Origin of the sequence: Aeromicrobium choanae (genome assembly GCF_900167475.1) — a bacterium.
Taxonomy (GTDB): domain Bacteria; phylum Actinomycetota; class Actinomycetes; order Propionibacteriales; family Nocardioidaceae; genus Aeromicrobium; species Aeromicrobium choanae.
Genome location: NZ_LT796768.1, coordinates 2,416,672 through 2,435,842 on the forward strand (window position 1 = coordinate 2,416,672; position 19,171 = coordinate 2,435,842).

The following is a 19,171-nucleotide window of genomic DNA, read 5'->3' on the forward strand; positions in this document are numbered from 1 at the left end:
GGTCCGAGGCTACCGGCCTGCGGGCGCCGAGGCGGGTGTGGCGGGTGGGAGACTGGCGCGGTGAATCTGGTGCTGGCGATCGTCGCGGTGGTCGGGGTGTCGATGTCGGGTCCGCTGATGGCGGCCACGGCGGCCCCCGCGCTCGCGATCGCCTTCTGGCGCAACGCCATGGCCACCGGCCTGCTGGCGCCGATCGCGCTGACCCGGCACCGCTCGGCGATCACCGGGCAGGACCGCCACGGCTGGCTGCTGGCGTTCGTGGCCGGAGCGGCGCTGGCCGCGCACTTCGCGTGCTGGGTCGCCTCGCTCAAGCTGACCTCGGTGGCCGCGGCCACGGCGCTGGTCTCGATGCAGGTGCTCTTCGTCATCGGGATCGACGCATTGAGAGGCCGTCGGGCCGCCCCGGCCGTGGTGGGCGGCGCGCTGCTGGCGGTCGCCGGCGTGGCCGCCATCTCCGGTGTCGACCTGTCGCTGTCCACGGAGGCGCTCTGGGGCGACGCGCTGGCCCTGGCCGGTGGTCTGTTCGCCGCGATCTACGTCATCGTCGGCGCCCGCGTGCGCGAGACGCTGTCGACCACGGCCTACACCTTCACCTGCTACGGCATCTGCTCGGCGATCCTGCTCGTCGCGTGCCTGGTCGCGGGCGTTCCGCTCGGCGGCTGGTCGGCGCAGGCCTGGCTGATGATCGTCGCGGTCATGGTCTGCGCCCAGCTCCTGGGGCACTCGGTCATCAACCACCTGCTGGCCGTGATGTCGCCCGTGGTCGTCTCGCTCATGCTGCTGCTGGAGGTGCCCGGTGCGGCCCTGCTGGCCGCGGCGTTCCTGGGGGAGTCGCTGCCGTGGGTGACCTACGGCGGGATCGTGCTGATCCTCGCCGGACTGGCGGTGGTCACCGCGTCGAGCGGGCGGGCACGCCGCGCCGAGACGCTCGTGGCCGACTGAATCCGTCCCGTCCCCGGTCCGGACCCCGACGTGCCTCGATGTAGGCTCGCCCCGATTCCCACCGAGATTCGAGGAGCACCGTCATGGGGCGTCTTGTCAGTACTGAGGGCCTGAGCGAAGAGCAGGTCGAGATCCTCAAGCTCGTCCGTCAGTTCGTCGAGAAGGAGATCATTCCGGTCGCGACGGACCTGGAGCACAAGGACGAGTACCCGACCGAGATCGTCGAGGGCCTGAAGGAGCTGGGCATCTTCGGACTGATGATCCCCGAGGAGTACGGCGGACTCGGCGAGTCGCTGCTCACGTATGCGCTCGTGGTCGAGGAGATCGCCCGCGGCTGGATGAGCGTCTCCGGTGTGATCAACACGCACTTCATCGTGGCCTACATGCTGATCCAGCACGGCACCGAGGAGCAGAAGCAGAAGTACCTGCCGAAGATGGCCACCGGCGAGGTCCGTGGCGCGTTCTCCATGTCCGAGCCGTCGCTGGGCTCGGACGTGTCGGCGATCAGCACGAAGGCGACGAAGCTGGACGACGGCTCGTACGAGATCACGGGTCAGAAGATGTGGCTGACCAACGGCGGCAGCTCCACGCTGGTCGCGGTGCTGGTCAAGACCGACGAGGGCGCCGACAGCGTCTACAAGAACATGACCACCTTCCTGGTCGAGAAGGAGCCGGGCTTCGGCGAGACGGCCCAGGGCGTCACCGTCCCGGGCAAGATCGAGAAGATGGGCTACAAGGGCATCGACACGACCGAGATGATCCTGGAGAAGCACAAGATCGGTGCCGACCAGATCCTCGGTGGCACGCCCGGCCAGGGCTTCTACCAGATGATGGACGGCGTCGAGGTCGGCCGCGTGAACGTCGGCGCCCGCGCCGTGGGCATCGCGAACCGCGCGTTCGAGCTGGGCATCGCCTACGCGCAGCAGCGTGAGACGTTCGGCAAGCCGATCGCGCAGCACCAGGCGATCCTCTTCCGGCTGGCCGAGATGGCCACCAAGGTCGAGGCCGCCCACACGATGGTCGTGCGTGCCGCCCGGCTCAAGGACTCGGGCAAGCGGATGGACGTCGAGGCCGGCATGGCCAAGATGCTCGCGAGCGAGTACTGCAACGAGGTCGTCGAGGCGTCGTTCCGGATCCACGGTGGCTACGGCTACTCCAAGGAGTACGAGATCGAGCGCCTCTACCGCGAGGCCGCTTTCATGCTCATCGGCGAGGGCACGTCCGACATCCAGAAGATGATCATCGGCCGCAACCTGCTCAAGGACTACAAGCTCTGACCCCAGGTCACCGCTTCGGCGACGGCCCCGCATCCACTCCGTGGACGCGGGGTCGTCGTCCGTCCGCCGGGCTACGCTGGCCGCATGGCCCAGATCTTCTCGTTGGAGTACCCGCAGTCCCTTGGCGTCTTCGATGACTACGCCGCCGCCCAGAAGGCCGTCGACCACCTGTCCGACCACGAGTTCCCCGTGGAGACCGTGCTGATCGTCGGCACCGACCTCAAGCAGCTCGAACGGGTCACCGGCCGCCTCACGTGGGGGCGCGTGATCCTCAGCGGCGTGCTGGGCGGCGCCTGGTTCGGCCTGCTGATCGGCCTGCTCCTGGGCATCTTCGCCGCCGAGGGCGACTGGCTCGCCGCCGTGCTCACCGGCATCCTGCTCGGCGTGGTGTGGGGCGCGATCATCGCCGCGGTGGGCTACGCCAGCTCGCGGGGCCAGCGTGACTTCTCCAGCGTCAAGACGATCCTGCCGAGCAAGTACGAACTGCTCGTCGAGCACAAGCACCTCGCACGCGGCCAGGAGCTGCTGGCGGGGCTGCCCGGCTCCGCCACCACGTTCTGAGGCCACGCCGCTGGGTCGGGTGGGACGCATCTTTGTTGGTGTGGCGCAAGAGAACGTAGAGTCGGAGTCCGTGCGGCCGCTCGCGTCGCGCCGCTCCTGGAGGTCCCCGTGCGTTCCCGCCTTGCTGCCGCGTCCCTCGCGCTCGCCGTCGCGACCGGTCTGCTCGCCGTCCCGCTGACCGCCGGCCCCGCGTCGGCCGCCCCGGCTCGGTGCGCGGCGTACGGCGACGTGGTGCGCGAGACGTCCGCCGGCGGAGTGCTGGCCGGCCGCACGCCGCTGCTGGTCGCCTCGTACAACATCGCGGGCTACAACGCCTCGGCCGGCACCATGCCGCGGTGGGAGTCTCGCGCCGACCGGATCGTCGACAAGATCATGCGCTGTGCGCCTGACGTGATCGGCCTGCAGGAGGCCTCGGAGGCGTGGATGCAGCGCCGCCCGGCGGGCTCGCGCAACCACGCGCAGTACGAGCACGTGGTCGACCTGATGAACGCGCGCACCGCCGGGGCGCCCTACCGGGTCACGAACACGAACCGGAAGCAGTGCCCGACGACGGGTCCGAACCCCGCCGTGTGGAACGGCACGTGGAAGGGCCAGCGCGCGCCCTGGCGCGCCTGCACGACCTCACCCTCGGCGAGCTCGTCGGACAACCGCACCGTCTACGACTCGCGGGTCCTCGAGGTCGTCCGCCACGGCTCGCGCGCCCTGTCGAGCGCCACGTCCACCAAGCGCACCCTGGACTGGACGGTCTTCCGCGTCCGCGCGACCGGCCGGCAGTTCGTCTTCGCGAACACCCACCTCGACGCCCGCTACCGGGGCAGGGCGATCACGACCTCCGCGTCGAACTCGTTCCGCCGCAAGCAGGCCGCCCAGGTGCTGGCGACGGTCAAGCAGCTGCGTGCCGGCACCCCGGCCGCCGTCCTGGTCGGCGACATGAACAGCAACGGGCGCACCCGCAGCACGACCGCCGTGGACGACTTCACGCGCGCCGGCCTCTTCGACCTGCTCGGCACCGATCGCCGCAAGTACAAGTCGAAGAGCGCGAGATGGCGCGGATCGTGCAAGTCGGTGGGGGTCACCTCCTCGCTCACCAACACGCGCAAGTGGCGGGTGCCGCTGCACGTGAAGCGACGGATCAACGTCTCGTACAACTCCTCCAACGCCGTCTCGGGCAAGGGGCCTGGCAGCGCGAAGAACACGTGCATGTACCGCGACAAGAAGCTGAAGCGACCGCGCGGCTCCACGCCCGGCGCCTACTACCGCCAGCAGGGCACGCGCATCGACTACGTCCTGGCGGCGGGCTTCCGCGGGCGCGGCTGGGAGACCGTGGTGGACGCGAACCTGCGCAAGGCGCGCTACCGCGTGACCCCGCCGTCCGACCACAACATGGTCGCGGCGACGCTCGCGTTCTGACGATCCGCCATGATGGTCCCGCACCATCGGCGACAGTGAGGACGACATGAGCAAGACGAACCCGGGCCACTTCTTCGAGGACTTCACGCTCGGACAGGTGATCGAGCACGCCACGCCCCGCACGATCACCGAGGGCGACCGGGCGGTCTACGGCTCGATCTACCCCACGCGCTTCGCGGTGCCCTCGTCCGCCGTGTTCGCCGCCTCGGTCGGCCTGACGGGATCGAACGGCGAGGGCCACCCCGTCGAGGACCTCATCGGCTTCCACGTCGCCTTCGGCAAGACCGTTCCCGACGTCTCGCTCAACGCGGTGGCGAACCTCGGGTACGCCGAGTGCCGCTTCCACGCGCCGATCGTCCCGGGCGACACGATCTCCACGTCGTCCGAGGTCATCGGCCTGAAGCAGAACTCGAACGGCAGGACGGGTGTGGTCTACGTGCGCTCCACCGCCGTCAACCAGCGCGACGAGGTCGTCCTGGACTGGGCGCGCTGGGTCATGGTGCACAAGCGGGACACCGAGGCGCCCGCGCCCGAGACGGTGGTGCCCGAGCTCGCGCCGTTCGTCGCCGCCGAGGACCTCGTGATCCCGGCCGGTCTGGACTTCACCGGCTACGACTTCAAGGCCGCCGGCGAGCCCCACCGCTTCGACGACTACGCGGTCGGCGAGAAGATCGACCACGTCGACGGCGTCACGCTGACCGAGTCCGAGCACCAGCAGGCCACGCGCCTGTGGCAGAACACCGCCAAGGTGCACTTCAACGTCGAGGCCCGCCCCGACGGCAACAACCTCGTCTACGGCGGCCACGTCATCTCGCTGGCGCGTGCGCTGGCGTTCAACGGCCTGGCCAACGCCCAGCTGATCGCCGCGATCAACGCCGGGGCGCACACGTCGCCCGCGTTCGCCGGCGACACGATCTACGCGTGGAGCGAGGTGCTCGACAAGGCCGAGACGTCCGCACCCGGCGTGGGGGCGCTGCGGCTGCGGCTCGTGGCCACGAAGGGCCGCGACGAGTCGATGACGCTCAAGGGCGACGACCCTTCGACGGGCTCAGGAGGGTCCGGGAAGTACGCCCCCGGCGTGCTGCTCGACCTCGACCACTGGGTGCTCGTGCCACGCTGAGCCCATGAACGCCTACGAGTCCGCCACGGAGCTCTGGCTCGTCCGCCACGGCGAGACCGAGTGGAGCCGTGCGTGGAAGCACACCTCGGTGACCGACCTGGAGCTGACCGAGCTCGGCCGCGAGCAGGCCAAGGCCTTGCGTCCGCTGTTGACGGGCGTGTCGTTCGACCGCATCTGGAGCAGCCCTCGGCGCCGGGCTCTCGACACCGCCGAGCTGGCCGGCTGCGAGCTCGGCGAGGTCGAGGTGGTCGAGGACGTCGTCGAGTGGGACTACGGGCAGTACGAGGGCGTCACCACCGAGGAGATCCGCCGCACCGTGCCGGACTGGACGGTGTGGTCGCACCCGTCGCCCGGGGGCGAGACGGCCGAGCAGGTCGGCGCCCGCCTCGACCGCGTGGTGGACCGCGCGCGCTCACTCGGCGGACGCACGCTGGTCTTCGCGCACGGGCACTCGCTGCGGGTCCTCGCGGCGCGCTGGCTGGGCCTCGACGTGGCCGACGGCCGCGTCTTCGCGCTGGACACCGCGACGTACTCGGTGCTGGGCGACGACCGCGGGCAGCCCGTGGTTCACCAGTGGAACGTGCCGGACAGCACGCGCGCCCACAGGCTCTAGTCTTCGTAAGGTGCGCATCGACCTCCACACCCACTCGACGCGATCCGACGGCACCGACACGCCGGGCGACCTCGTGCGCAAGGCGAAGGCCGAGGGACTCGACGCGATCGCCCTCACCGACCACGACGCGACCGAGGGGTGGGCCGAGGCGCAGGAGGCGGCCGAGGAGGTCGGGCTGCGGCTGATCCGCGGCATCGAGATCTCGACGCAGTTCGAGGGCCTGAGCGTGCACCTGCTGGGGTACGAGTTCGACCCCGGGTACGCGCCGCTCGTCGAGGAGCTCGAGCGCGTGCTGGGCGGCCGGAACCAGCGGCTGCCGCGGATCCTGGACAGGCTCGCGGCGCTGGGCATGCCGCTCACCGAGGCGGAGGTGTTCGCGGTCGCCGGCGACGCCGCGGCCTGGGGTCGCCCCCACGTGGCCGATGCGATGATCGCGAAGGGCTACATCAAGGACCGCGACGAGGCCTTCCGTGACTGGCTCGTCCCCGGCAAGCCCGGCTACGTCGGGCGCTACTCGGCCGACCTGTTCGACGCGGTGCGGCTGCTCCGCGAGGCGGGCGGCCGTCCGGTGGTGGCCCACGCGTGGGCCCGCGAAAGCCGCGGCAAGATGACCGCCGAGCTGCTGGGCGAGCTCACGGCCGCGGGACTGGCCGGTCTCGAGGTCGACCACCCCGACCACGACGAGCGGGCACGCGCCGGGCTCCGGGCGATCGCCGAGGACCTCGGTCTGGCACGCACCGGCTCCAGCGACCACCACGGAGCAGGCAAGGGGCCGGCGTTCCACCTCGGCGCCAACCTCACCGACCCCGAGCAGCTGGAGCGCCTGCTGGGTTGAGGTCAGTTTCCATCATGGCTTGCCACAATGGAAAGTCACGAGTTAGACTTTCCGTGTTGGCAAGTCACACTGGCACGTCGAGACGTGGGGGAATCATGACCGAACGGGACGAGGCGCGAGAAGCGCTCGAGCAGATCGCCGCCACGCGTCGGGAGACCGCGCACCGGGCCGCCAGCCCGAAGGGGTACTACGCCGTCGCTGGTGCCGGGATGGGCCTGGTGATCCTCGGGCTCGGCCTCGACGGGCCGGTGCGATGGGTCCTGTACGCCGTCGGCCTGGCCACCACGTTCGGTGCGATGAACTGGTACACGAAGCACACGGGCATCGTCACGTTCGCGACGTTGCGCGAGCCCGGGGCCTGGCGCGCCTGGCTGATGATCGGCGTGTCGCTGGTCGCGCTCGCGGTGTCGTGGACCGGGCCCGTGGTGGCCGCGGTGGGAGCGGTGGTCACGGCGCTCGCGTGGGCCGCCCTGGGCCCGAAGTGGGACGCCGCGTGGGTGCGCAGCATCGAGGAGCAGCCGTGAGCGACGTCGCCTTCGACCCGCTGATCCACGCGCCGCACCGCCTGCAGATCTGCGCCATCCTCGACACGGTCGACAAGACGGAGTTCGCCCTGCTGCGCGAACGCCTGGACGTGAGCGAGTCGGTCCTCAGCAAGCAGGTGAAGGCCCTGGAGGACGCCGGCTACGTGAAGGTCACCAAGGCCACCCGCGCCGGCCGCGTGCGCTCGTGGGCCGCGTTCACGAAGGCCGGCCGCGCCGCGTACCGCGACCACGTCGCCGCGCTGCGCGCCATCGTCGGCTGACCGCCGCCGGCGGGCGGGTGCCGGGGCGTCAGTGGGAGAGCAGGAAGTCGCGCCAGTCGTCGACGAACTCGTCGGGCGCCTCGACGGCGGGGGAGTGCGCCGCGGACGGCAGGATCACGATCCGGGTGCCGAGCCGCTCGGCCATCTCGGCCTGGGCGTCGTGGGGCCACGCGTCGTCGGTCTCCCCGCGGGCGACCCAGACCGGCACGCCCGTCGCTGCGACCTCGTCGACCCGGTCGGGGGCGTCGAGCAGGTGCTGCGTCATCGCCTTGAGCGAGGCCGGCGCATTGGCCGAGAATCGCTTCCCGAGGAAGGCGGTGATCTGGGCGGGTCGCTTGATGCCCTGCTCGCGCAGCTGGTGGATGTCCAGCAGCGGCACCTTGCCGATGGCCGCCGCGATGCGCTTCAGCGGCCGCGTCGGGGAGTCGCCGAGGGCGCCCGGGCCCGAGCACAGCAGGGTCAGGGTCCGCACGCGCTCGGGGTGGGCGATCGTCAGGGTCTGGGCCACGAGGCCGCCGAACGAGTGGCCGAGCAGGTGGAAGCGCTCGTCCTCGAGCAGCTCGTCGGCCACCGCGAGGGCATCGGCCGCCAGGGCGTCGAGCGAGTAGTCGTCCAGCGCGTCGCCGGGGGACTCGTACTGTCCGCGCTGGTCGAACGTCACGACGTCGAACCCGAGCTCCGCCAGCAGCGGCAGGACGGGGGTGAAGTCCTCCTTGCTGCCGGTCCAGCCGGGCACGAGCAGGATCGATCCGCGGCGCTGGCCGGCGGCGCGCGCCCGGTGGACGGCGTGCTCGGCCCGGGACGTCTCGGCGCGGAGGACCTCGACGCCCTCGGGGATCTCGAGGGTCTTGGGGACGCTCACCGGATCATCGACCCCGCTGGGCGATCTTCGCGACCAGGGTGGCGGGGGCGTGCCGCGCCACGGTCGAGAGCACCTTGTAGCGCAGCGAGGGCACGGAGATCGCCTTGCCGCGCTCGAGGTCGCGCAAGGAGCCCTTGACCACCGCGTCGGCCTTGAGCCACATCCACTTCGGCACGTCGCCGATCTCGGCGCCCATCCGCTGGTGGAACTCGGTGCGCGTGAAGCCGGGGCACAATGCCTGCACGGTGATGCCGACGTCGGCGTAGTGCCAGTTGGCCCACTGGGAGATGTTCACCAGCCACGCCTTGTGGGCGGAGTACGCGCCGCGCGGGGTGAACGCCGCGACGCTGGCGACGTTGATGATCCCGCCGCGGCCGCGGCCCGACATGGACTTGATGGCAGCGTCCATCAGGTGCATCGGCGCGCGCACGAGCAGGTCGAGCTGGCGGTCCTCGTCGGCGATGGCGGTGGAGCCGAACCAGCCGGCCAGGGAGGCGCCCGCGTTGTTGACCAGCAGGTCGATCGGGCGGCCCGACTCGGAGAGGCGGTCCGCGACGCGGTCCATCCCCTGCGGGGTGGCCAGGTCGGCGGTGATGACCTCGACCTCGACCCGGTGCGCGTCGGTCAGCTCGGCCGCGACCTGCTCCAGCCGCACGGTGTCGCGAGCGACGAGGACGAGGTGGGTCCCACGCCGCGCCAGCTGCCGCGCGAACGCGTTTCCGATGCCGGCGGTGGCGCCGGTGATCAGGGCCGTTCGGGTCATGGATCCAGCATGCCAGTCAACCGCTGTCCTGCCTGCGGTAGGCCCACCCCGGTCGATGGCACAATGTCGGCGTGACCACCACCTTGGCCCTCGCCAACCAGAAGGGCGGCGTCGCCAAGACCACGAGCGTCGCCTCCCTGGGCGCCGCGCTCCTCGAGGAACGCCAGCGGGTGCTGCTGGTCGACCTCGACCCGCAGGGCAGCCTGACGTTCTCCCTGGGCATCGACCCGGAGGAGCTCGACGTCACGGTCGCCGAGGTCCTGCTCGGCAAGGTCCCGGCCCGCGACGCGCTCGTCACCACCGAGGAGGGCCTCGACCTGCTGCCGGCCAACGTCGCGCTCGCCGAGGCCGAGGAGAACCTCATCACGCGCACCGGCCGTGAACAGCGGCTGAGGGTGGCGCTGGCGAAGGTCGCCGACGACTACGACTGGATCATCCTCGACTGCCCGCCCGCCCTGGGTGTGCTGACGATCGGCGCGCTGTCGGCCGCCGACCAGGTGCTGATCCCGCTGCAGGCCGAGACGCTGTCGCACCGCGGCGTCGGCCAGCTGCTCGACACCATCCACGACGTCCGCCAGTTCATCAATCCCGACCTCGTCATCCGCGGCGTGCTCGCGACGATGTACGACGGCCGCACCGCGCACGCGCGCAACGTGCTGGCCGCCATCACCGAGACGTACGACCTCGAGGTGCTCGAGCCGCCGATCCCCAAGACCATCCGCTTCGCCGAGGCGCCCGCGATCGGGCGCTCGATCCTCAGCACCGCACGGACCCACAAGGGTGCCGAGGCCTACCGGGCCGTGGCGCGCCTGCTGGCCGAGGGTCGATGAGCCCAGCGACGCCCGGTGAGGGTGGTTCCGCCACGCGCACCCCACGCGAAGTCGGCCATCGGCGCAAGGTGGCGCCTACCGTGGAGGACATGGCTTCCCCGCCCCGTGTCCACCTCGGTCGCATCGCGATGCTCGTCGGCGCCGTCGCGCTGACGGCCACGGTCTCGGCCGTTTCCCTCGTCCAGGCCGATCCAGCGGCGTCCGCAGGCTCGTCGCGCACCGGCGCCGCCGTCGTCGAGACCGTGTCGCCCGCCGTGACGGCCGCCACCGCGCGCGTCGAGGCAGCCGCCACGAAGCAGGCCACCGCGAAGCAGGCCGCGCCTCGGGCGACGGCTGCCGCGAAGAGCAAGCCCGCTGCGAAGAGCCAGCCGGCTCCGAAGGACCAGCCCGCCGCGAAGAAGCCGGCCGCAGGGCCACCGCCCCCGCAGGGCTCCGGAGAGGGCCGGCGCATCGTCTTCGACCAGTCCGACCAGCGCGTGTGGCTCATCGAGGCCGACGAGACGGTCGACCGTACCTACCTGGTCTCGGGCAGCCGGTTCGACAACCTCCAGCCCGGCTCGTACTCCGTGACGTCGCGGCAGCGCCACGCCACGAGCTTCGACTACACGGGCTCGATGGAGTACTTCGTGCGCTTCGCCACGGGCTGGAGCGCGCCGATCGGCTTCCACTCCATCCCGGTCTACAACAACGGCAAGCCCGAGCAGACCGAGGAGCAGCTCGGTGAGCCGCTGTCCGCCGGCTGCGTGCGCCAGAAGAAGTCCGACGCCAAGTACCTCTGGGACTGGGCCCCCGACGGCACCCCCGTCATCGTCACGGCCTGAGACGACGAAACCCCCACCGACCGGCGAGCCGGTCGACGGGGGAGTTCGTCAGGACGTGGTGCGTCAGGAGGCGGAGGCGGGCGCCGAGCCCGACGCCTGACCGCCCGAGGGGCGACGACGGCGACGGCGACGGCGCGCCTGGCCCTCGCCGGCGGGCTGGTCCTCGCCCGAGGCCGCCGGAGCGGTCTCGGCAGGACGGGCCTCGCCCTCGACGGGCTTGCCGCCGCGGGTGCGCTGACGGCTGCGGTCGCCGCCGTCACGCGACTGGCCGTCACGCGACTGGCCGTCACGGCGCTGGCCATCGCGACGCTGACCGTCACGGCGGCCGTCGCGACCACCCTCGGAGCGGGGCTCCTTGGGCGCCGGGGGCTTCAGCCGGCCCTTGACGTTGCGATCGATGCCGAGGTCCTGGAACAGGTGATCCGACGTGGAGTACGTCTCCAGCGGCTCGTCGTAGGGCAGGTCGAGCGCCTTGTTGATCAGCTTCCAGCGCTGCAGGTCGGCCCAGTCCACGAACGTAACCGCGATGCCCGACGCGCCGGCGCGACCGGTGCGGCCGATGCGGTGCACGTAGGTCTTGTCGTCCTCGGGGCACGTGTAGTTGATGACGTGGCTGATGTTGGCGACGTCGATGCCACGGGCGGCGACGTCGGTGGCCACCAGGATGCTGACCTTGCCCTCGCGGAAGCCGTCGAGCGCCTTCTCACGCGCCTTCTGGGCCATGTCGCCGTGCAGCGGCGAGGCCGGGAAGCCGCGGTCGGCCAGGTCGTCGGCCACGCGCTGGGCCTGCCGCTTCGTGCGCGTGAACACCACGACGCGCTCGACGTCGTCGGCCTGCAGGATGCGGGCGACCACCTCGGGCTTGTCCATGTCGTGCGCCTGCCAGACGAACTGGCTCGTGGCGGGCACCATCTGGCCGGACTCGGCCGACTCGGCGCGGATGTTCATCGGGTGGTGCATGTGCTTGCGCGCAAGCGTGACGATCGACGACGGCATCGTCGCGCTGAACAGCATCGTCTGACGCGTCTCGGGCGTGCGGGCCAGGATCGACTCGACGTCGGGCAGGAAGCCCAGGTCGAGCATCTCGTCGGCCTCGTCCAGGACGAGCGACTTCACGTGGCTGATGTCCAGGGCCCGGCGGTTCACCAGGTCCAGGATGCGGCCGGGGGTGCCCACGACGATGTCGACGCCCGTCTCGAGGGCTTCGAGCTGCGGCTCGTACGGCACGCCGCCGTAGATCGTCAGCATGCGGGTGCCGCGGTTCTTCGACGCCGTCTTCACGTCGTTCGCGACCTGGATCGCCAGCTCACGCGTGGGGGCGACGATGAGCGCCTGCGGCTTGCCCGGCGCGACCAGCTGGTCGTAGTCGGCGTCGTGCGGGGCCACGGTGCGCTGGATGACGGGGATGGCGAACGCCAGCGTCTTGCCGGTGCCCGTGCGGGCCTGGCCGATGAGGTCGGTTCCCATGAGGGCGACCGAGAGGGTCATCTCCTGGATGGGGAAGGCCTCGATGATGCCCTTGTCGGCGAGGGCGTCGGCGATCTCGGGCATGACGCCCAGTTCGGTGAAGGTAGTCAGGGGTCTGCTCTGATTTCTGTGTGCGATCTACTGTCAGCGGATCTCGGAATGGCTTGGATCCTGATGGGACAGGATCGGCGAATACCCGTTCAGTCTAACGTTCCGAGCCGCGATGCGGGCGGGCGCCGCGCTACAGTCCCGATCATGACCTCCGATCAGGCGCCCGGCGGGCCCTTCGACGATCCCGACTACCGGGCCGGCGTGGTCGAGCTGCTGGCGTTGCTCAGCTACGGCGAGCTCAGCGCGGTGGAGCAGCTGAACCAGGACTCCCAGGACGCGCCCGACCTGCGCACGAAGGTCGCGATCCAGACGATGGCCGCCTCGGAGTGGAGCCACTTCGTGCAGCTGCGCGACCGGCTCGTCGAGCTCGGCGAGGACCCGTACGAGGCGATGGAGTCGTTCCGCACGACGTTCAGCCGCTTTCACGGCAAGACCGAGCCGTCCGACTGGCTCGAGGGGCTGCTGAAGGCCTTCGTCGGCGACGGGCTGGCGGCCGACTTCTACCGCGAGATCGCGGCGTTCCTCGACGCCGACACGCGTCAGCTGGTGCTGGAGACGATGAGCCAGACGGGCAACAGCGAGTTCGTCGTCGACCAGGTGCGCGAGGCGATCGCCGCCGACCCGCGGGTGGCCGGCCGGCTCGCCCTGTGGGGTCGTCGCCTGATGGGCGAGGCGCTGAGCCAGGCCCAGATGGTGGTGGCCGAGCGCGACGTGCTGACCGCGGTGGTGGTCGGCGCCGCCGACCGGCCCGGCGGCTTCGACCTGGCCTCGATCGGCCGCATGTTCACCCGCATCACCGAGGCCCACGCGCAGCGGATGGCGCGCCTCGGCCTCGACGCCTGAAACGAGATCTGCTCCCGACTCCTCCTCTCAGCCGGGCTGAGAGGAGGAAGAGGGAGCAGATCTCGTGACGAGCGGGTGCCTCAGGAGCTGGTGAGGCCGAAGCCCACCTTGCGTCCGGTGTCGGCGTTGAAGTACAGGTAGGCGACCTTGTCGGCGGGGACGGCCACGGTGTGGCCCTTGCTGTCGGTGAGCGTGAACAGCGAGTCGTCCTTGAGCGCCTCGTTCAGCGTGGCCAGCACGGTGTCGGGCTCGACGTCGGTGTCGACGGACAGTTCACGGGCGGCGTTCTGCACGCCGATCTTGACCTCCACGGTCACTCATCTCCTTGGGTGGTGGGCTTGGGGAACCCGCCGATCCCGCGCCAGGCGAGAGTCGAGGCGAGCGTGACGGCGTCGTCGCGCGAGAGGCCCGACGCGCCGGAGAGCCAGGCGCGAGCGCCGACGTGACCCATGCCGACGAGGCCGGCGGCGAGCAGCTCGGCGGCTCCGCGCGACAGGCCGGTGTCCTCGACGATCACCTCGGCGATCGCGGCGGCGGACTCGGAGGTGACCCGGTCGACCAGCTCGCGCACCTCGGGGTCGCTGGTCAGGTCGGACTCGAAGACGAGGCGGAAGGCCTTCTCGCGGTCGGCGACGCTGTCGTACCACAGCTGCATGCTGGCCTGGACGCGCTCGCGGTTGTCGTGCGTGGACGCCAGCGACTCGCGCACGCCCTCGATCACGGTGTCGACCGCCGTGGAGACCAGGGCGGTGTAGAGATCGAGCTTGCCGGGGAAGTGCTGGTAGAGCACCGGCTTGGAGACACCCGCGCGCTCGGCGATCTCGTCCATCGAGGCCGAGTGGTAGCCCTGCTCCACGAAGACGTCGAGGGCGACGTCCAGCAACTGGGCACGCCGTGCGGTGCGGGGCAGCCGCCCTGCGCGGGGGCGAGCCTCTGGGGTCTGGGTCACGTCCCCAACCCTAGCGGTCTGTTACCCACCGGTTGCCTCCGACGCGGTGTCCACGGACCGGACTGCACGCCACATGCTGGGACGGGCGAGGAACAATGGACGCTGGCGCCGGGTTGAGCCCGGTGAGCCCAGCAACCGAAGGAGAAGCCCGTGGTCGCGCCCCTGGTCGAACCCGCCGACGAACTGACCATCGACGAAGTGCGTCGGTACAGCCGCCACCTGATCATCCCCGATGTGGGAATGACGGGACAGAAGCGGCTGAAGAACGCCAAGGTGCTGGTCATCGGCGCCGGCGGACTCGGCAGCCCCGCCCTGCTCTACCTCGCAGCGGCCGGCGTCGGCACGCTCGGCATCATCGACGACGACGTCGTCGACGAGTCCAACCTGCAGCGCCAGGTGATCCACGGCCAGTCCGACATCGACAAGCCCAAGGTGCAGAGCGCCGCGGAGTCGGTGGCCGAGACGAACCCCTACGTCAACGTCATCACGCACAACGTGCGCCTGGACAACGACAACGTGCTGGACATCTTCAGCCAGTACGACCTCATCCTCGACGGCACCGACAACTTCGCCACGCGCTACCTGGTGAACGACGCGGCCGTCATCCTCAACAAGCCGTACGTGTGGGGCTCGATCTACCGCTTCGAGGGCCAGGTCTCGGTCTTCTGGGCGCAGGAGGGTCCGCAGTACCGCGACCTCTACCCCGAGCCGCCGCCGCCGGGCATGGTCCCCTCGTGCGCCGAGGGCGGCGTGCTGGGCGTCCTGTGCGCGTCGATCGGCTCGATCATGGTCACCGAGGCGATCAAGCTGCTCACCGGCATCGGTGACCCGCTCATCGGCCGCCTCATGGTCTACGACGCGCTCGAGATGCGGTACACGACGCTGAAGGTCCGTCGCGACCCCAACGGCGTGCTGCCCACCGAGCTCATGGGCGACTACGAGGCGTTCTGCGGCGCGATCAGCGACGAGGCCGCCGACGCCGCCGCCGACTCCACGATCTCGGTCGCCACGCTCGAGGGCTGGCTCAAGGAGCGAGGCGACGGTGGCCGCGACTTCGTCCTGGTCGACGTCCGCGAGCCGAACGAGTACGAGATCAACCAGATCCCCGGCTCGGTCCTCATTCCCAAGGGCGAGATCCTCGCAGGCAAGGCGTTCGACCGCCTGCCGCAGGACAAGCAGGTCGTCCTGCACTGCAAGTCGGGCGTCCGCTCGGCCGAGGCGCTAGCGGTGCTCAAGGGCGCCGGCTACTCCGATGCCGTGCACGTCGGCGGCGGCGTGGTGGCGTGGGTCAACCAGATCGACCCGAGCCAGCCCAACTACTGATGCTCGTCCGGCCCCGGTCCTGCTGACAGGATCGGGGCCATGGACGAGGAGTTCACCGAGGCCGTGCTCGAGGTCGTCGAGCAGATCCCCGCAGGGTGCGTCGCGACGTACGGCCTGATCGCCGAGCGGCTCGGCCGCGGCGGCGCCCGCCAGGTCGGGCGCGTGATGTCGCTCGAGGGCCACGGCGTTCCGTGGTGGCGGGTCGTCCGCGCCGACGGCTCCCTGCCCGCGCACCTGGTCGTCGACGCCCAGCAGCACTGGCGCGACGAGGGCACGCCCGTCCGCAGCGGCCGCGTGATCGTGAAGGAAGCCCTGGCGCCAGACTTCTGAACCGCTGGCAGTGACGTTCCGGGGGTCGACACGCCGTGGACCACCCCGCAGACGTCACTCCCAGCGCTTCCCGCGGATCTGTCGGGGCCGTCTGGTTGCATGGTCATGTGCCCGAACTCGTCCTGCAGCGGCCCGATGCCGTGCGTGCCGCAGCACCCCGGCTCGACGAGGCCCAGCGCTCGGTCGTCGACCACCGGGGCGGGCCCCTGCTCGTCCTGGCCGGACCCGGAACGGGCAAGACCACCACGCTCGTCGAGGTCGTCGTCGACCGCATCGAGTCCGGCGAGCTCACCCCCGAGCAGATCCTCGTCCTCACCTTCAGCCGCAAGGCCGCCGGCGAGCTGCGCGACCGCATCGGACGGCGTCTGTCGGGCACCGCCGCCACCGTGCCGGCGATGACCTTCCACGCCTTCTGCTACGCCCTCGTGCGCGAGTTCAGCGACCCCGAGGCGTTCGCCGCACCGCCCGAGCTGATGACCGCCCCGACCCGCGACGCCGTGGTCGCCGACCTGCTCGGCGGGCACGACGCCGCCACCTGGCCGGCGTCGCTGCGCGAGGCGCTCGGCACCCGCGGTCTGGCGGCCGAGCTGCAGTCGTTCATGGCGGCGGCGGTCACCCGCGGCCTCGGTCCCGACGACCTGCGCGCGCTGGCGATCACGCGCGAGCGGCCCGAGTGGGCCCGCGTCGCCGACGCGATCGAGGAGTACCACCAGGTCATCGACTTCCAGAACCGCACGGACTACACCGACCTCGTCACGCGGGCGGCGGCGATCGCGGGCGATCGCGACCACCGCCGGGCGCTGCGCGACCGCTACCGGCTCGTCGTGGTCGACGAGTACCAGGACACCGACCCACTGCAGGTGCGGCTGCTGCACGACCTCGCCGGCGACGGTCGCGACCTGGTCGTGGTGGGCGACCACGACCAGGCGATCTACGGCTTCCGCGGCGCCGACCCGGCGGCGATCACGCGCTTCCCCCAGCAGTTCGCCGCGTCCGGCCGGCCCGCGCCCACCGTGGCCCTCACCACCACCCGTCGCTTCGGGCCGCGGATCCTGGCCGCCGCGCGCGTGGCGCTGGGGAACCCGCCCGTGCCCCCCGGACTCGACGCGCGAGCGGCCGACCAGCACCGCAACCTGAGGTCGGCCGCGTCGCAGGAGGGTCGGGTCGAGGTCGCCACCTACGCCTCCGCGACGGCCGAGGCCGAGCACATCGCCGGCATCCTGCGCCGGGCCCACCTCGACGACGGCCTGGCCTGGTCCGACATGGCGGTCCTGGTGCGCACCGGCGCCGACCTCACGCGGCTCCAGCGGGTTCTCGGCCCCGCCGGGGTGCCCGTGGAGGTCGCGGGCGACGAGGTGCCGCTCGTGGCGCAGCCGGCGGTCCGCACGCTGCTGCTGGCGCTCGAGGCCGCCGACCGGATCGCGCGCGACGAGCCCCTCGATACCGAGACGGCCGAGGCGCTGCTCACCGGTCCGCTGGCCGGACTAGACGGGCCGGCGATGCGCCGGCTCGGGCGGGCCCTGCGCCAGCGCGACCCCGAGACGCCGTCGAGCGACCTGGTGGCCGCGGCCCTCCTGGATCCGGCGGCGCTGGGCGTCACCACCACCGACCGCTCCACCGCCGACGCCGTCGGCGCGGCCCGCGACCTCGCGGCGCTCCTCGGCCGGGCAGCGGCCGTGCTGCGGCGCGGCGAACCGCCCGAGCAGGCCCTCTGGCTGCTGTGGGACGGCACCGGCTGGCCCGCCCGCCTGCGCGAGCAGTGGACCGGCGTCGAGGGGCGGGTGCACGCCGATCGCGACCTCGACGCGGTGTGCGCGCTGTTCCGGCATGCCGCCCGGGCCGAGGAGGGCGGCCGCCGCCGCGACGCCGTGAACTTCGTGGCCGAGCTGCGGGCCCAGCAGATCCCCGCCGACCAGCTCGAGACCAGCGCCACCCGCCCCGACGCCGTCCGGCTGATGACGGCCCACCGGTCCAAGGGCCTGGAGTGGCCGCTCGTCGTGGTCGCCGGCGTGCAGGCCCAACGGTGGCCCGACCTGCGCACGCGCGGGAGCCTGCTGCGCTCGGAGCACCTCGACGGGCCGGCCGAGCCCGGCGCCCGCGGCGAGCAGCTGCGCGAGGAGCGCCGGCTGTTCTACGTGGCCTGCACCCGGGCCACGAGCCGCCTGGTGGTCACGGCGGTCCAGACACCCACCGACGACGGCGACCAGCCGTCGCGCTTCGTCGCCGAGCTGCTCGGCGCCGGCTTCGGCACCGAGGCCGACCTCCCGCTGGGTCGCCCGGCGCGGCCGGTGTCGCTGCGAGGGGTGGTCGCCGAGCTGCGGCGCGTCGGCGAGCAGTCCGAGGATCCCGCGGTGCGCGACGAGGCCGCCGCGATGCTGGCCGAGGTCGTCCGCGCCGACCTGCCGCTCACCCGAGCGGCCGATCCCGACCGCTGGTGGGGGCTGTCCGAGCCCACGCGGTCCGACGCCCCGTGGCGGCCGCAGGACCAGCCGCTGGCCCTGTCCGGGTCGGCGGTCGAGGGGATCACGGCGTGCTCGCTGCGCTGGTTCCTCGGGCGCGAGGCGCACGGCGAGTCCGCCTCCACGTCGGCGCAGGGCTTCGGCTCGATCGTGCACGCCCTCGCGGCCGACGTGGTGCAGCGCGGGGTCGAGCCCGACGAGGTGGCCATGGCCGCCCGGCTCGACGAGGTCTGGCACCGGCTCGACCACCAGGCCGCTTGGCTGGGCGAGCGCGAGCGGCAGGCCGCTCACGAGACGCTCGTCCGGTTCGCCCGGTGGCACCGGGCCAACCCGCGCACGCCGCTGGCGGCCGAGCACGCGTTCACCTCCACGCTCGTGGTCGGTGGCGAGGAGGTCCTGCTCCGCGGCTCGATGGACCGCGTCGAGATCGACGCCGACGGACGGGTCCACGTCGTCGACTTCAAGACCAGTCGCAACGCGCCCGGCCCGCGCAAGATCGCCGAGCACGCCCAGCTCGGCATCTACCAGATCGCCGTCGAGCACGGGGCCGTCGCGTCGCTCGGAGTCGACCAGGCCCGCTCGGGTGGTGCCGAGCTCGTCCAGCTCCGTACGCCCGCCGGCGCGAAGGACCCCGACTCGCCGAAGGTCCAGCCGCAGGCCGCGCCCGCACCGGAGGAGGCGTTCTTCGCGCTCGAGCTGCTGGCCGAGTCGGCGCGCACCGTGCGTGACGAGCGGCTCGTGGCGCGCCCGAACGAGCACTGCGGCTTCTGCGACTTCCAGACCCTGTGCCCCGTGATCACCGGCCCCACGGTCGGAGGGCCCCCATGACAAGAACCAGCGCAGTGTTCGG

Annotated in this window: 20 protein-coding genes; 15 read left to right on the top strand and 5 right to left on the bottom strand. The window is 71.6% G+C overall.

The genetic code is table 11. From position 1 onward, the window contains the following. The first annotated feature begins 60 nt into the window (after positions 1-60). From B5D60_RS11615 to B5D60_RS17100, 9 genes are all read left to right on the top strand, one after another. Positions 61-942: a DMT family transporter gene (locus B5D60_RS11615; RefSeq protein WP_197684309.1), complete on the top strand. Its 882-nt coding sequence runs from the start codon at positions 61-63 to the stop codon at positions 940-942. An 83-nt stretch (positions 943-1,025) separates the two neighbouring features. Beyond that, complete coding sequence (locus B5D60_RS11620) at positions 1,026-2,219, top strand: acyl-CoA dehydrogenase family protein (protein WP_078700312.1); 1,194 nt, start codon at positions 1,026-1,028, stop codon at positions 2,217-2,219. Positions 2,220-2,303: 84 nt separating this feature from the next. Next, complete coding sequence (locus B5D60_RS11625) at positions 2,304-2,780, top strand: general stress protein (protein WP_078700313.1); 477 nt, start codon at positions 2,304-2,306, stop codon at positions 2,778-2,780. Positions 2,781-2,888: 108 nt separating this feature from the next. After that, a complete protein-coding gene (locus B5D60_RS11630) occupies positions 2,889-4,190 on the top strand; it encodes an endonuclease/exonuclease/phosphatase family protein (protein ID WP_078700314.1) in 1,302 nt (433 codons plus the stop codon). A gap of 46 nt (positions 4,191-4,236) precedes the next feature. After that, positions 4,237-5,310, top strand: coding sequence for a MaoC family dehydratase (locus B5D60_RS11635; protein ID WP_078700315.1), 1,074 nt, complete (start codon positions 4,237-4,239; stop codon positions 5,308-5,310). Positions 5,311-5,314: 4 nt separating this feature from the next. Then, positions 5,315-5,923, top strand: a complete 609-nt coding sequence (locus B5D60_RS11640) for a histidine phosphatase family protein (protein WP_078700316.1) — start codon at positions 5,315-5,317, stop codon at positions 5,921-5,923. A 10-nt stretch (positions 5,924-5,933) separates the two neighbouring features. After that, entirely contained in the window at positions 5,934-6,758 is an 825-nt protein-coding gene (locus B5D60_RS11645) for a PHP domain-containing protein (protein ID WP_078700317.1), read from the top strand. Between the two features lie 95 nt (positions 6,759-6,853). Next, positions 6,854-7,282 carry a hypothetical protein gene (locus B5D60_RS17095; protein ID WP_197684310.1) on the top strand — a complete coding sequence of 143 codons (429 nt, stop codon included), beginning with the start codon at positions 6,854-6,856 and terminating at the stop codon, positions 7,280-7,282. Continuing rightward, positions 7,279-7,563, top strand: coding sequence for a transcriptional regulator (locus tag B5D60_RS17100; protein ID WP_197684311.1), 285 nt, complete (start codon positions 7,279-7,281; stop codon positions 7,561-7,563). Before B5D60_RS17095 ends, B5D60_RS17100 begins: the two co-directional genes overlap by 4 nt. A 28-nt stretch (positions 7,564-7,591) precedes the next feature. Here the strand turns inward: B5D60_RS17100 and B5D60_RS11655 are convergent, their stop codons facing one another. After that, on the bottom strand, positions 7,592-8,425 hold the full coding sequence (locus B5D60_RS11655; protein WP_078700319.1) for an alpha/beta fold hydrolase: 834 nt from the start codon (positions 8,423-8,425) through the stop codon (positions 7,592-7,594). 4 nt (positions 8,426-8,429) lie between these two features. Then, positions 8,430-9,188: an SDR family NAD(P)-dependent oxidoreductase gene (locus tag B5D60_RS11660; protein ID WP_078700320.1), complete on the bottom strand. Its 759-nt coding sequence runs from the start codon at positions 9,186-9,188 to the stop codon at positions 8,430-8,432. Between the two features lie 71 nt (positions 9,189-9,259). Here B5D60_RS11660 and B5D60_RS11665 point away from each other — a divergent pair, with 71 nt between their 5' ends. Both B5D60_RS11665 and B5D60_RS11670 read left to right on the top strand, forming a co-directional pair. Continuing rightward, entirely contained in the window at positions 9,260-10,018 is a 759-nt protein-coding gene (locus tag B5D60_RS11665; RefSeq protein ID WP_078700321.1) for a ParA family protein, read from the top strand. A gap of 89 nt (positions 10,019-10,107) precedes the next feature. Next, the gene (locus B5D60_RS11670; protein ID WP_153302993.1) at positions 10,108-10,839 is read left to right on the top strand and encodes a L,D-transpeptidase; all 732 of its coding nucleotides are present in this window, start codon (positions 10,108-10,110) and stop codon (positions 10,837-10,839) included. Positions 10,840-10,902: 63 nt separating this feature from the next. On the opposite strand, the gene B5D60_RS11675 is transcribed toward B5D60_RS11670, so the two are convergent. After that, positions 10,903-12,390, bottom strand: a complete 1,488-nt coding sequence (locus B5D60_RS11675; RefSeq protein ID WP_078700323.1) for a DEAD/DEAH box helicase — start codon at positions 12,388-12,390, stop codon at positions 10,903-10,905. Positions 12,391-12,561: 171 nt separating this feature from the next. Between B5D60_RS11675 and B5D60_RS11680 the strand changes: the two genes are divergently transcribed. Then, the gene (locus B5D60_RS11680) at positions 12,562-13,260 is read left to right on the top strand and encodes a ferritin-like fold-containing protein (RefSeq protein WP_078700324.1); all 699 of its coding nucleotides are present in this window, start codon (positions 12,562-12,564) and stop codon (positions 13,258-13,260) included. Between the two features lie 80 nt (positions 13,261-13,340). Here the strand turns inward: B5D60_RS11680 and B5D60_RS11685 are convergent, their stop codons facing one another. Continuing rightward, positions 13,341-13,577 carry a DUF3107 domain-containing protein gene (locus B5D60_RS11685; RefSeq protein WP_231948723.1) on the bottom strand — a complete coding sequence of 79 codons (237 nt, stop codon included), beginning with the start codon at positions 13,575-13,577 and terminating at the stop codon, positions 13,341-13,343. Continuing rightward, positions 13,574-14,209, bottom strand: a complete 636-nt coding sequence (locus tag B5D60_RS11690; protein ID WP_078700325.1) for a TetR/AcrR family transcriptional regulator — start codon at positions 14,207-14,209, stop codon at positions 13,574-13,576. Before B5D60_RS11690 ends, B5D60_RS11685 begins: the two co-directional genes overlap by 4 nt. Before the next feature lie 150 nt (positions 14,210-14,359). Here B5D60_RS11690 and moeZ point away from each other — a divergent pair, with 150 nt between their 5' ends. From moeZ to B5D60_RS11705, 3 genes are all read left to right on the top strand, one after another. Further along, the gene (gene moeZ, locus B5D60_RS11695) at positions 14,360-15,532 is read left to right on the top strand and encodes an adenylyltransferase/sulfurtransferase MoeZ (protein ID WP_078700326.1); all 1,173 of its coding nucleotides are present in this window, start codon (positions 14,360-14,362) and stop codon (positions 15,530-15,532) included. A gap of 39 nt (positions 15,533-15,571) precedes the next feature. Next, positions 15,572-15,862, top strand: a complete 291-nt coding sequence (locus B5D60_RS11700; RefSeq protein WP_078700327.1) for an MGMT family protein — start codon at positions 15,572-15,574, stop codon at positions 15,860-15,862. A gap of 107 nt (positions 15,863-15,969) precedes the next feature. Beyond that, positions 15,970-19,149, top strand: a complete 3,180-nt coding sequence (locus tag B5D60_RS11705) for an ATP-dependent helicase (RefSeq protein ID WP_078700328.1) — start codon at positions 15,970-15,972, stop codon at positions 19,147-19,149. Positions 19,150-19,171: the final 22 nt, after the last annotated feature.